Consider the following 13,298-nt stretch of genomic DNA (forward strand, 5'->3'; position numbering starts at 1 on the left):
TCACCGTGCCCCCTCTTGTATCAACCGGATCGCCGTTCTATCGTCTCGATGTATCGAGTCGATACATCAGCTCGGCATAAAGGCCGCACTGAGGGACCGTGGCAGACGGGAGGCGAAGATGAGCAGGCGCTCCGGCATCCTGGAATTCGCCGTCCTCGGCCTCCTCCGCGAGTCCCCGATGCACGGCTATGAGCTGCGGAAACGTCTCAATACATCGCTGGGAGTGTTCCGGGCCTTCAGTTACGGGACCCTCTACCCCTGCCTCAAGACGCTGGTCGCCAACGGCTGGTTGATCGAGGAGGAGGGCAGCACCTCCGAGGACGCCCTCGCGGCTCCGCTCACCGGACGCCGAGCCAAGATCGTCTATCGGTTGACGGCGGAAGGTAAGGAGCACTTCGAGGACCTGCTCTCGCAGACCGGCCCCGACGCGTATGAGGACGAGCACTTCGCCGCCCGCTTCGCCTTCTTCGGGCAGACCTCGCGGGACGTACGCATGCGGGTGCTCGAGGGCCGCCGCAGCCGCCTCGAAGAGCGCCTGGAGAAGATGCGCGCCTCCCTGGCCCGTACCCGGGAGCGCCTGGACGACTACACGCTTGAGCTGCAGCGGCACGGCATGGAGTCCGTGGAGCGCGAAGTGCGCTGGCTGAACGAGCTCATCGAGAGCGAGCGAGCGGGGCGGGACCAGCAACGGCCCTCCCCCCGAAGCTCCGCTCAGCAGGACAGCACATCCGGGGAGTCGGCGGGCCTGCCCCGGCGGCGGGAGAACGACCCGCCGCCGGATCCGTCCGATGACCCCACCAAGTGAGATCCAGCGTTCCGCGGGTCTCATCCGGAATACCGAGAACACACAGGGAGCAACCGGAATGGGTTCGGTTCGCGTAGCCATCGTCGGCGTGGGCAACTGCGCCGCCTCGCTGGTCCAGGGCGTCGAGTACTACAAGGACGCCGACCCGGACGCCAAGGTCCCGGGCCTGATGCACGTCCAGTTCGGCGACTACCACGTCCGTGACATCGAGTTCGTCGCCGCCTTCGACGTCGACGCGAAGAAGGTCGGCCTCGACCTCGCGGACGCGATCGGCGCCAGCGAGAACAACACCATCAAGATCTGCGACGTGCCGAACACCGGCGTGCAGGTCCAGCGTGGCCACACCCTCGACGGCCTTGGCCTGTACTACCGCCAGACCATCGAGGAGTCCGCCGAGGCCCCGGTCGACATCGTCCAGGTCCTCAAGGACCGCGAGGTCGACGTCCTCATCTGCTACCTGCCCGTCGGGTCCGAGGACGCCGCGAAGTTCTACGCGCAGTGCGCCATCGACGCCAAGGTCGCGTTCGTCAACGCCCTGCCGGTCTTCATCGCCGGTACCAAGGAGTGGGCGGACAAGTTCACCGAGGCCGGCGTCCCGATCGTCGGCGACGACATCAAGTCGCAGGTCGGCGCCACGATCACGCACCGCGTCATGGCGAAGCTGTTCGAGGACCGCGGAGTCCGTCTCGAGCGCACGATGCAGCTCAACGTCGGCGGCAACATGGACTTCAAGAACATGCTCGAGCGCGACCGCCTCGAGTCCAAGAAGATCTCGAAGACGCAGGCCGTCACCTCGCAGATCCCCGACCGCGAGATGGGCGAGAAGAACGTCCACATCGGCCCGTCGGACTACGTCGCGTGGCTCGACGACCGCAAGTGGGCGTACGTCCGCCTCGAGGGCCGCGCCTTCGGTGACGTCCCGCTGAACCTGGAGTACAAGCTCGAGGTCTGGGACTCCCCGAACTCCGCGGGTGTCATCATCGACGCCCTGCGCGCCGCGAAGATCGCCAAGGACCGCGGCATCGGCGGCCCGATCCTCTCCGCGTCCTCGTACTTCATGAAGTCCCCGCCGGTTCAGTACTTCGACGACGAGGCCTACGAGAACGTCGAGAAGTTCATCAAGGGCGAGGTCGAGCGCTAAGCAGCTCTCTCCTTGTCACTCGTCGAGGGTCCCCGGGCACTGAGCCCGGGGACCCTCCTCGTATGTGAGGGTGTGCCCCATGGCTGTCGTCGGTGACCTGCGCGTCCTCCTGCGGCTGCGGGACTTCCGGCGCCTGCTCGCCGTACGGCTGCTCTCCCAGGGCGCGGACGGCGTCTACCAGGTCGCGCTGGCCACGTACGTCGTCTTCTCACCGGAGAAGCAGGCCTCGCCCGGCGCGATCGCCTCCGCGATGGCGGTGCTGCTCCTTCCGTACTCGCTGATCGGCCCCTTCGCGGGCGTCCTCCTGGACCGCTGGCAACGCCGGCAGGTCTTCCTCCACGGCAATCTCCTGCGGGCGGTACTGGCGTCCCTGACCGCCGTGCTGATGCTGAGCGGTGTCCCCGACTGGCTCTTCTACGTCTCCGCCCTCTGCGTCACGGCCGTCAACCGCTTCGTCCTCGCCGGTCTCTCCGCCGCGCTGCCCCGCGTGGTGGACGCCGACCGCCTGGTCATCGCCAACTCCCTCTCACCCACCGCGGGCACGCTCGCCGCGACCGTGGGCGGCGGTCTCGCCTTCGTCGTGCGCCTGTCAGGGGCGGACTCGGACGCGGCGGTGGTCCTCCTCGGATCCGCCCTGTACCTCTGCGCGGCGCTCGCCTCGCTCCGCATGGCCCGCGAACTGCTCGGCCCGGACCCCGACTTGATCGGGTCCCGGCCCCGGCTCGGAGAGGCACTGACCGGCACGGCACGGGGCCTGGTAGCGGGAGTACGGCACCTGGCCCGGCGCCCCGCGGCGGCCCGCGCGCTGGCCGCGATGACGGTGCTCCGGTTCTGCTACGGCGCGCTGACGGTCATGGTCCTGATGCTGTGCCGGTACGCCTGGACGTCGTCGGAGTCCGACGGGCTCGCGCTGCTCGGGCTCGCCGTGGGGATCTCCGGAGCGGGGTTCTTCGCCGCTGCCGTGGTGACACCGTCAGCGGTGGGGCGGTTCGGGGCGGGCGGGTGGATCGCCGTCTGCGCGGCCGCGGCGGCGGTCCTCGAACCGGCCCTTGCCCTCTCCTTCGCACCGGCCCCGCTGCTGGTCGCCGCCTTCGTGCTCGGCCTGACCACCCAGGGCGCGAAGATCGCCACGGACACGGTGGTGCAGTCCGCGGTGGACGACGGCTTCCGTGGCCGGATCTTCTCCCTGTACGACGTGCTTTTCAACGTCGCCTTTGTCGCCGCGGCGGCGGTGGCCGCGCTGATACTGCCTTCTGACGGCCGGTCGGTCCCGCTGGTCGTCACCGTGGCGCTGCTCTACGCGGCAATTGCGGCGGCTATGGCCCGGTTTGGCGTGCAGTAAGTGTCACATCAGTGCCACAGAGCCTCTCTGGGCTTCAGAGATCTCACTGCGTCCCGATAACTTACGGGCGTCTTATCCGCGCCATCGCGCTCTCGTTCGAGGGGACCCTCAAAAGTGACCACTCCGCCGCCCCAGGGCCAAGCTCCGTACCCGCCCCAGGGCCAGAACCCCTATGGCCAGCCCCAGGGCGGCGCCCCGTATCCCCCTCAGCCGGGTCAGCAGGGCGTCCCGCAGCAGCCTTACCCGGCGTACAACCAGGGCGGGCCGGTTCCTCCGCCTCAGCCTCGGCGCCGCCCCATCAAGACGTACCTGCGGATCGCAGCCGGCGTCATCGTCGCCGTCATGGCCCTCGTTGGCTGGCTGGCCAGCCGGGACGACGCCGAGACCGCGGCAGTGGGCGACTGCCTGAAGCCTGCTTCGTCCTCCTCCGACCGCATGGAGGTCGTGGACTGCTCCTCCTCCGAGGCCGAGGTCAAGGTCATCAAGAAGATCGACGGGCACTACACCCAGTTCACTGCGGAGGCGGAGTGCCGCAAGGTGGAGGGCGCCACAGGCTTCTACGCGGAGACTGGGAAGGGCAAGGAGTTCCTCTTCTGCACGAAGTCTGCGTGACCCACTGCAGACTTGAAAAGCCGCTCGTCTGCCGGGCTGTCGGCCGCGCTGCCGCATAGGAGCAATGGCGATTGCCCGGTGGCGGCCCAGCTCGCCCTCACCGGACCACTCTCGATATCTTCGCTTTCAGCTTCCTCCTCTGAAGTACCCCAACCCCCTTACTCCTTGCGAGTGTCGACTATCATGATCTTGTTCGTGTCCGGCGATGACCACCCGGACACAAAGACCAGGAGTCCTGCACTCCAAAGATTCGGGGAACATCATGAAGACTCGTACGACGCATGCGGTCGCGGCAGTTTTCAGTACTGCCGCTATTCTCGTGAGTACTGCATCGCAGGCTTCCGCCACCGACGCCACTCAGGTCAAGGCTGAGCTCAACGACCCCGCCGCCACGCCTGCCGCATACATCAGTTATCTGCGGAACTCTCATGAAGAGGGTGCCGCCGAGGCCCTACAGGGCTTCAAAAGCCTGACGTCGACTGAGCAGCAAAAGTTCATCGGCTACCTCCACGACCCGGAAGTACTCAAGTCGTTCCTCGACAAGACCAAGGGCCAAGAATCCGGGATTTCCGCCTATTCCCGGAGCGCGAGCAGCACATCCTCGCTGCACAACGGCGACGTCATCATTGAGCAGGAGCGCACCGTCAGTGGCATATCTGCCGCGGCAAGGAGGCCGCTCCCCAGGGGTAATCACGAGGCGAAGTACACCACCCACCTGAAGCTCCTGGGCGTGAAGGTCATCAAGCTCAGCCTGTGGGTGAACTTTCACAGCAATGGGAGAGATATCACCAAGGCGAACTACGCAGATGCTGGAAAGAGGAACCTCACCGGCGCCATCAGCATTTCCAAGGGGACCCCAAAGAAGTCGCTGAGCAAGTGGGGTTGGTGTCAGGGCGGCCACTGCTCCCGGGGCCACAATGTCGACGCCTCGGTCGTCTGGGAAGGCAGCATCGCGTTCAAGGGCAGCACCTTCCAGATCGATAAGAAGCAGTGGATGAGGGCCAACGTCTACGGCACGGTCATCAACCACTCCCTCAAGAACGTGTAGCTCGAGAGGTAGCACCGCCGCCTACCTGGGTGCCGCGCGGCAAGCTCCCTCCAGCGTCCACGCAGCCCGTGGAGAGGGGGTGATGTTTCACGTGAAACATCACCCCCTCTCCATGAACGTCAGCTCTGCGCCGCCCACCACTCCTTGAGCGCCGCCACCGCCGCGTCCCGCTCCATGGGCCCGTTCTCCAGCCGCAGCTCCAGCAGGAACTTATAGGCCTTGCCGATGACGGGCCCGGGGCCGACGTCCAGGACTTCCATGATGTCGTTGCCGTCCAGGTCGGGGCGGATCGAGTCCAGCTCCTCCTGTTCCTGGAGGCGGGCGATGCGCTCCTCCAGGCCGTCGTAGGCGCGCGACAGGGCGTTCGCCTTGCGCTTGTTGCGCGTCGTGCAGTCCGAGCGGGTCAGCTTGTGCAGGCGCTCCAGGAGGGGGCCCGCGTCCCGTACATAGCGACGTACGGCCGAGTCCGTCCACTCTCCCGTGCCGTAGCCGTGGAAGCGCAGGTGGAGCTCCACGAGGCGCGAGACGTCCTTCACCAGCTCGTTGGAGTACTTGAGCGCCGTCATGCGCTTCTTGACCATCTTGGCGCCGACCACCTCGTGGTGGTGGAAGGAGACCCGGCCGTCGCTCTCGAAGCGCCGCGTCTTCGGCTTGCCGATGTCGTGCAGCAGCGCGGCGAGCCGCAGCGTCAGGTCGGGACCGTCCGTCTCCAGCGCCATCGCCTGCTCGAGGACGATCAGCGAGTGGTCGTAGACGTCCTTGTGCCGGTGGTGCTCGTCCCGCTCCAGGCGGAGCGCCGGCAGCTCGGGCAGGACCCGGGCGGCGAGTCCCGTGTCGACGAGGAGGGCGAGGCCCTTGCGCGGGTGGGCGGAGAGGATCAGCTTGTTCAGCTCGTCGCGCACGCGCTCCGCGGAGACGATGTCGATGCGCTCGGACATCGCCTTCATAGCGGCGACCACCTCGGGCGCCACCTCGAAGTCCAGCTGCGCGGCGAACCGCGCGGCCCGCATCATCCGCAGCGGGTCGTCCGAGAAGGACTCCTCGGGAGTGCCGGGGGTGCGCAGGACACGCTCGGAGAGATCCTCCAGGCCGCCGTGCGGGTCGACGAACTCCTTCTGGGGGAGCTCCACGGCCATCGCGTTCACGGTGAAGTCACGGCGGACGAGGTCTTCCTCGATGGAGTCGCCGTAGGACACCTCGGGCTTGCGCGAGGTCCTGTCGTACGCCTCCGACCGGTACGTCGTGACCTCGATCTGGTAGCCCTCTTTCTGGCAGCCGACCGTCCCAAAGGCGATCCCGACCTCCCACACCGCGTCGGCCCACGGCCGGACGATCTTCAGTACGTCCTCGGGGCGGGCGTCGGTGGTGAAGTCCAGGTCGTTGCCGAGCCGGCCCAGGAGGGCGTCCCTGACCGAGCCACCGACCAGGGCGAGAGAGAACCCGGCCTCCTGGAAACGGCGGGCGAGATCGTCCGCGACAGGGGACACACGCAGCAGTTCGCTGACCGCGCGGCGCTGCACCTGGCTCAGGGCGCTGGGATTGTCTTCGTTGGCGTTCGGCACAACAGAAAAGGGTACGTGCCCCGGACGCCCCGGGCCGACCCGATTCCCGCCCCGGCGAGGTCGTCCGATCACGTGGAGCAGTCCGCGGCACTTCGCCACAGCGCACCTCGTTACCATGCGTGGACGCACAACCGACGACCACTGACGACGAGGGACGGGCGAACGCGTGGCCGAGGCGGCAGATTTCCCGGGGACAAGCCCCTCACCTGCCCGCCGGTGGCTGCGGCGCACCGCAGCACTGCTGGTGGGTACCCCTTTGCTGGCCGGCCTCCTACAGGCTCCGGCGGCCCCCGCCGCGCACGCCACCGCGCCGAGCGCGACGGCCGACGCCACCGGTTCCAGAACGGTCGACGTCTCGCTGGACGCGCTCACCCCCACCGCCCCCGGTGAGGGCGACACCCTCACCGTCTCCGGCACCGTCACCAACAACGGCAAGCAGACGGTGACCGGGGCCCAGGTCGGGCTGCGGCTGGGGCCGACCGTCAGCGGCCGCAGCGAGATCGACCGCACCTCGAAGCGCACGGGCTTCCAGCCGGGGGCCGACGGCACCGAGGTCGGCGGCAAGTACGTCGACAAGTTCGCCAAGCTCGCGCCCGGCGTCCGGCAGGACTTCAGCATTTCCGTGCCGGTCAAGGCCCTGCACCTCGGGGCGGACGGCGTCTACCAGCTGGGCGTCGCCCTGACCGGTCAGAGCGCCGCGCAGCCCTATCCGCAGGTGCTCGGCATCGAGCGCACCTTCCTGCCGTGGCACCCCGAGACCGCGGGCACGAAGACCAAGACGACCTATCTGTGGCCGCTCATCTCCGACACGCACCTCACGGCGAAGACGGAGTCCGACGAACAGCAGACGGCGGTCTTCAAGAACGACGACCTGGCCGACGAGCTGGCCCCGGGCGGACGGCTGCAACAGCTGCTGGCCCTCGGCAGCGACCTCGACGTCACCTGGGTCATCGATCCGGACCTGCTCGCCTCCGTCGAGGCGATGACGAAGGGCTACCGGATCCAGAACCCCGACGGGAAGACCTCCAGGGCGGGCAAGCACCAGGCGGTGGCCACCAAGTGGCTCAACGACCTGGAAGCCGCGGTCAAGGGCAAGAAGATCGTCGCGCTGCCCTTCGCCGACCCCGACCTCGCGTCCCTCGCGCACAACGGCAGGGCGGTCACCGGCTCCCTCAGCCACCTCAGGGACGCCACCGAAGCGGGGATCCGCGCGGTGGACACGATCCTGCACGTCAAGCCGAACACGGACTTCGCATGGCCCGCCGAGGGGGCGATCGACCCGTCCATCGTCGACGTCTCCACCTCCGCGGGCGCCCACACGGTGATCGCCCGCAGCGACAGCATGCGCGAGAGCAGCGGTCTGACGTACTCACCGACCGCCGCCCGGCCCATCGGCGGCGGCACGACCGCCGTGGTGGCCGACGCACGCCTCTCCACGGCCTTCCAGGGCGACATGACGGAGGCCGAGAACTCCACCCTCGCCGTCCAGGAGTTCGTCGCCCAGAGCCTGATGATCAGCCTTCAGGAGCCCGGCAAGCAGCGCAGCATCGTGGTCGCCCCGCAGCGCATGCCCTCCGCCAGCCAGGCCCAGAGCATGGCGAAGGCCCTCACCGCCCTCCAGGAGGGGCAGTGGTCGCGGTCCGAGGAGCTGACCGACGCGGCGAAGGAGAAGCCGGACCCGCGGGCCACCACCCGGGTCCCGTCGACCGGGGCCTACCCGGCGGCGCTGCGCAAGCAGGAGCTGCCCCAGTCGGCCTTCGAGTCGATCCGCGAGACCCAGAGCATGCTCGAGCGCTTCCAGGTGATCCTCACCGAGAAGGACCGCGTGGTCACGCCCTTCGGGAGGGCCATAGACCGTGAGATGTCCACCTCCTGGCGCGGCCGCGCGCCGGAGGCGGCCGGGTACCGGGACGGTGTCCACAGCTATCTGCGCGAGCTCACCGAGCAGGTGGCCCTGATCCAGAGATCCGACGCGAAGCTCTCCGGGCGCAGCGCGACCATCCCGGTGTCGGTGCAGAACAACCTGGTGCAGGGCGTCGACCACCTGATCCTGCGCCTGTACTCGCAGAACCCCACCCGTCTGAAGATCGGCGACGGGCAGTACGAGGAGCAGCCCGTGAAGATCGCGGGCGGCCACTCCCAGTCGGTGAAGTTCACCACCACGGCCAACGCCAACGGCCCGGTCCCGGTCTACGCCCGGCTCTACACGGAGGACAACGAGCCCTACGGCGAGGTCGTCCGCTTCGAGGTCAACGCCACCGAGGTGACCCCCACCGTGATGCTCGTCATCGCCGGCGGTCTCCTGCTGCTCGTACTCGCCGGGTTCCGGATGTACACGCAGCGCAAGCGGGCGGCGCGCAAGGAGGCCGCCCAGGAGGCCCCGGACGAGGGGCCTGACGGCGAGTCCGGCACCGCGCCCGGAGAGGGCGGCCCCGAGCAGCCGAGTGACCCTGCGCCGGACACCGCTCCGGAAAGCACCGACCCATCGGACACGGGTGAGAGAGTGGACCGTTGAGCGATGTCGTGGCCGGTGGGCCCGGGGACGATGAGGTGGGGTAAACCATGAACGCGCCGTACGACGGTGACCGTGGCGAGGGCTCGGGCGGCTCTGCCTCGCCCGAGGACCTTCCGCCGGGGTCCGCCGACCACGGGCAGCAGGTTCCGCCGCAGCCCGAGCCCGATGTGTACCTCCAGGACGCCTACGACCAGGATCCCTACCGGGCGCGGGACCTCTCCGCCCAGGACCCGGTGACCGAGGCGCTCTACGACCGCGCGGCACACCCCCCGCCGCCGCCCGGCACCTATCAGCCGCTCTACGGCCAGCCGCCCAGCCCCGAGCACGCCCCGGACCCGCGCGTGTGGGCCCAGACCCCGGCCCCCGAGCCGGAAGGTCCGACCCGCCACCTCCCCTACGGTGACGACGCCCGCACGACGCAGTTCGTGGGCGTCGACGACCTGGTCACCCAGGCCGGCGAGGAGTACCACGAGCCGGACGCCTTCGCGCACCTCTTCCGCGACCAGCAGGCCGGCGGCTACCGCGACCAGCAGGCCGCCTACCAGCAGGGTGGCTACCAGCAGGCCGCGTACCCGCAAGGCGGCTACCAGCAGGACGGCTATCCGCAGGACAACAACGGCTATCCGCAGGGCGACGGCCACCCCCCGGGCAGCGGCTACCCCCAGGACGGCGGGTACCAGCAGCCCGTCAGCGGCGGCTACACCCCCGCCGACCAGCCGATCGTCCCCGCGCCCACACCCGCTCCCGCGCCCCCGCCCGCCGCTCCGACGCCCGCACCCAAGTCGGGCGGCCGCGCGTCGAGCCTGCTGAAGTCCAGCGCCGTGATGGCGGCAGGCACCCTCGTCTCACGCCTCACCGGCTTCATCCGCTCCGCGCTGATCGTCTCGGCGCTCGGCGTCGGCCTGCTCGGCGACACCTTCCAGGTCGTCTACCAGATCCCGACGATGATCTACATCCTCACCGTCGGCGGCGGCCTCAACTCCGTCTTCGTGCCGCAGCTGGTGCGCTCCATGCGGGAGGACGAGGACGGCGGCGAGGCCTACGCCAACCGCCTGCTGACGCTCGTCATGGTGGCGCTCGGAGCACTCACCGTCCTCGGCATCCTGCTGGCCCCGCAGCTGGTGCGCGTGATGTCCGTCCCGGTCGCGAACAACCCCGACGCCACCGCGGTCGGCACCACGCTGCTGCGCTACTTCCTGCCCTCGATCTTCTTCATGGGCATCCACGTGGTGATGGGACAGATCCTCAACGCCCGCGGAAAGTTCGGCGCGATGATGTGGACCCCGGTCCTCAACAACATCGTCATCATCGCCACGCTCGGCATGTTCATCTGGGTGTACGGGACCGCCGCGACGTCCGACATGGAGGTCACGACCATCCCGCCGGAGGCCGAGCGCCTCCTCGGCATCGGCGTCCTGCTCGGCCTCGTCGTCCAGGCCCTCGCGATGATCCCGTATCTGCGCGAGACCGGCTTCAGGCTGCGTCCGCGCTTCGACTGGAAGGGCCACGGCCTGGGCAAGGCCGCCAAGCTCGCCAAGTGGACGATCCTGTTCGTGCTGGCCAACCAGGCCGGCGCCCTCGTCGTCACCCAGCTGGCCACCGCCGCCACCACCGACCTGCCCTCGGTCAGCGGCATCGGCTTCGCCGCCTACGCCAACGCCCAGCTCATCTGGGGCCTTCCGCAGGCGATCATCACGGTGTCCCTGATGGCGGCCCTGCTGCCCCGGCTGTCCCGCTCGGCACAGGACGGGGACGCCGGGTCCGTCCGCGACGACATCTCCCAGGGTCTGCGCACGACAGCGGTCGCGATCGTTCCCATCTCCTTCGGGTTCGTCGCGCTCGGCATCCCCATGTGCACGCTGATCTTCGGCTCCTCGGGCAGCGCCCAGTCGACGAACATGGGCTTCATGCTGATGGCCTTCGGCCTCGGCCTGATCCCCTACTCCGTGCAGTACGTCGTGCTCCGCGCCTTCTACGCCTACGAGGACACGCGGACGCCCTTCTACAACACGGTCATCGTGGCCGCCGTGAACGCCGCCGCCTCCGCGGCCTGCTACTACGCCCTCCCCACCCGCTGGGCCGTCACCGGCATGGCCGCCGCCTACGGCCTCGCGTACGCCATCGGCGTGGGCGTCGCCTGGCAGCGGCTGCGCAAGCGGCTCGGCGGCGACCTGGACGGCGCCCGCGTACTGCGTACGTACGCCCGGCTCGGCATCGCCGCCTGGCCCGCGGCGGTGCTCGCCGGTGGTGCCGCCTACGCCATCACCAAGACGCTCGGACAGGGTGTCCTCGGATCGCTGGCGGCCCTCGCCGGGGGCGGTGCCGTGCTGATCGGTGTCTTCTTCCTCGCCGCCAAGCGCATGCGCATCGAGGAGCTCAACTCCATGGTCGGCATGGTCCGCGGCCGCCTCGGCCGCTGAGATGAGGGGTACCGCACAACCATCACCGGGTACCGCGTGTCGTGCATAGCACTGGACTGTGGGCACAATTGGCTTTGGCGTCTGACGAAGCGCAACGGATGGGGAGGCAGGAACGACGGTGGCGGAACGGAGCACGGCTGCCGTCGACGTGGCAGACAACAGCGGTGACAAGCCGCTGACCGCCAAGGCGGAGCAGCCCACGGCCGACGGGGTGGCCCAGACCCGGGAGCGGGACACGGCAGCAGACGAAGACGCGGCGGAGGCCCATAAGCCCATGAGCCGTGGGGCCTCCTCACCCCCGGAACTGCACAGCGGCCACAAGCTCGCGAGGCGCTACCGCCTCGAGGAGTGCGTCACCCGTCTGGACGGTTTCAGCAGTTGGCGCGCGGTGGACGAGAAGCTCCGCCGCGCCGTGGGCGTGCATCTGCTGCCCGCGGACCACCCGCGCGCCCGCTCGGTGCTGGCGGCGGCCCGTTCCTCAGCCCTCCTCGGCGACCCGCGGTTCGTACAGGTCCTGGACGCGGTCGAGGAGAACGACCTCGTCTACGTCGTCCACGAGTGGCTGCCGGACGCCACAGAGCTGACCACTGTCCTCGCCGCGGGCCCGCTGGAGGCGCACGACGCCTACCAGCTCGTCAGCCAGATCTCCCAGGCCATGGCGGCGGCACACCGCGAAGGGCTCGCCCATCTGCGGCTGACCCCGAGCGCCGTCCTGCGCACCTCCTCCGGCCAGTACCGCATCCGTGGCCTCGCCGTGAACGCGGCGCTGCGCGGCATCAGCTCCGACACCCCCCAGCGCACGGACACCGAGGCGATCGGCGCCCTCCTGTACGCCTCGCTGACCCAGCGCTGGCCGTACGAGGACGACGCCTACGGCCTCTCCGGCCTGCCCAAGGACATCGGTCTCATCGCCCCCGACCAGGTGCGGGCGGGCGTCCACCGCGGCCTCTCCGAACTGGCCATGCGGGCGCTCGTCAACGACGGCGCGACCGCCTCCCGCCAGGACCCCCCGTGCACGACTCCGGAGGAGCTGGTCAAGGCCATCGGCGAGATGCCCCGCATCCGCCCGCCGGAGCCCGCCTTCACCGCCCCGCCCGAGTACCAACGCACCACGTACCAGCAGGGCAGCTACGGCCGCCCCGCGCCCCACATGGGCGCGACCCAGCCCGTGGTCGCCCCGCCGCCCCCGCTGCAGAGCCGCACCGGCAGGGCCCTCAAATGGGCCGTCTCCGCACTGCTCATCGCCGCGCTCGGCCTGGGCAGCTGGCAGCTCGCGGACGCCCTCATGGACCGCGAGAACTCGGACGACACCAACACGACGCAGACCACCGGGGGCGACGACAAGGGCCGGCCGAAGCCCAAGAAGCCGATCAGCGTCGAGCAGGGTCAGGAGTACGTCCTCCAAGGCGACGCCCAGGACCCGCGAGCCGTCGGCAACACCTACGACAAGGACAGCTCCTCGCTCTGGCGGACCGCCACATTCAAGGACGGCCCGAAGCTCGCCCCGTACAAGCCCGGTGTCGGTATCGTCTACGACCTCGGCTCGGAGCAGGACGTCTCGGTGGCCTCGATAGCCCTTCAATACGGCGGACCCCACACCACGGTCTCGCTGTACGGCACGGACTCGCTGACGCCCTCGACGCCGATCCGATCGATGAAGAAGATCGGTGGCGTCACCACCTCGGACAAGACCGCGAAGATCGAGGCCAAGAAGGCCGTGAAGACGCGGTACGTGCTTCTGTGGATGACCGCGCTGCCGTACTCCGGCCCCGAGGGGTACTCCAGGGCGGGATACAAGCAGGCCATCACGGACGTGAAGTTCAAGGGCTGAGACTCGGCTCGGCGCAGCTCAC

9 protein-coding genes are annotated in these 13,298 nt (G+C 69.0%); 8 read left to right on the forward strand and 1 reads right to left on the reverse strand.

The genetic code is table 11. The features are described from left to right. Positions 1-118 precede the first annotated feature (118 nt). The 5 genes from DMA15_RS18610 to DMA15_RS18630 all read left to right on the forward strand — a co-directional run bounded on the left by DMA15_RS18610 (position 119) and on the right by DMA15_RS18630 (position 4,948). Complete coding sequence (locus tag DMA15_RS18610) at positions 119-805, forward strand: PadR family transcriptional regulator (RefSeq protein WP_125513933.1); 687 nt, start codon at positions 119-121, stop codon at positions 803-805. A 58-nt stretch (positions 806-863) separates the two neighbouring features. Next, positions 864-1,946, forward strand: a complete 1,083-nt coding sequence (locus tag DMA15_RS18615) for an inositol-3-phosphate synthase (protein ID WP_125513934.1) — start codon at positions 864-866, stop codon at positions 1,944-1,946. A 79-nt stretch (positions 1,947-2,025) separates the two neighbouring features. Continuing rightward, complete coding sequence (locus DMA15_RS18620; protein ID WP_125513935.1) at positions 2,026-3,288, forward strand: MFS transporter; 1,263 nt, start codon at positions 2,026-2,028, stop codon at positions 3,286-3,288. A 114-nt stretch (positions 3,289-3,402) separates the two neighbouring features. After that, on the forward strand, positions 3,403-3,900 hold the full coding sequence (locus DMA15_RS18625; protein WP_240659849.1) for a hypothetical protein: 498 nt from the start codon (positions 3,403-3,405) through the stop codon (positions 3,898-3,900). A gap of 262 nt (positions 3,901-4,162) precedes the next feature. Further along, positions 4,163-4,948 (forward strand): hypothetical protein, encoded by a 786-nt coding sequence (locus tag DMA15_RS18630; protein WP_125513936.1) that lies wholly within the window; start codon positions 4,163-4,165, stop codon positions 4,946-4,948. Positions 4,949-5,067: 119 nt separating this feature from the next. On the opposite strand, the gene DMA15_RS18635 is transcribed toward DMA15_RS18630, so the two are convergent. Then, on the reverse strand, positions 5,068-6,510 hold the full coding sequence (locus tag DMA15_RS18635) for a CCA tRNA nucleotidyltransferase (RefSeq protein ID WP_125513937.1): 1,443 nt from the start codon (positions 6,508-6,510) through the stop codon (positions 5,068-5,070). A gap of 166 nt (positions 6,511-6,676) precedes the next feature. Here DMA15_RS18635 and DMA15_RS18640 point away from each other — a divergent pair, with 166 nt between their 5' ends. From DMA15_RS18640 to DMA15_RS18650, 3 genes are all read left to right on the forward strand, one after another. Next, positions 6,677-9,025 (forward strand): DUF6049 family protein, encoded by a 2,349-nt coding sequence (locus DMA15_RS18640; protein ID WP_125513938.1) that lies wholly within the window; start codon positions 6,677-6,679, stop codon positions 9,023-9,025. Positions 9,026-9,072: 47 nt separating this feature from the next. Next, positions 9,073-11,445 carry a murein biosynthesis integral membrane protein MurJ gene (gene murJ, locus DMA15_RS18645; protein WP_125513939.1) on the forward strand — a complete coding sequence of 791 codons (2,373 nt, stop codon included), beginning with the start codon at positions 9,073-9,075 and terminating at the stop codon, positions 11,443-11,445. A gap of 118 nt (positions 11,446-11,563) precedes the next feature. Next, positions 11,564-13,276: a protein kinase family protein gene (locus DMA15_RS18650; protein WP_125513940.1), complete on the forward strand. Its 1,713-nt coding sequence runs from the start codon at positions 11,564-11,566 to the stop codon at positions 13,274-13,276. The last annotated feature ends 22 nt before the right edge of the window (positions 13,277-13,298 follow it).

The organism is Streptomyces sp. WAC 01529 (genome assembly GCF_003945545.1).
GTDB classification, from domain to species: Bacteria; Actinomycetota; Actinomycetes; order Streptomycetales; family Streptomycetaceae; genus Streptomyces; species Streptomyces anatolicus.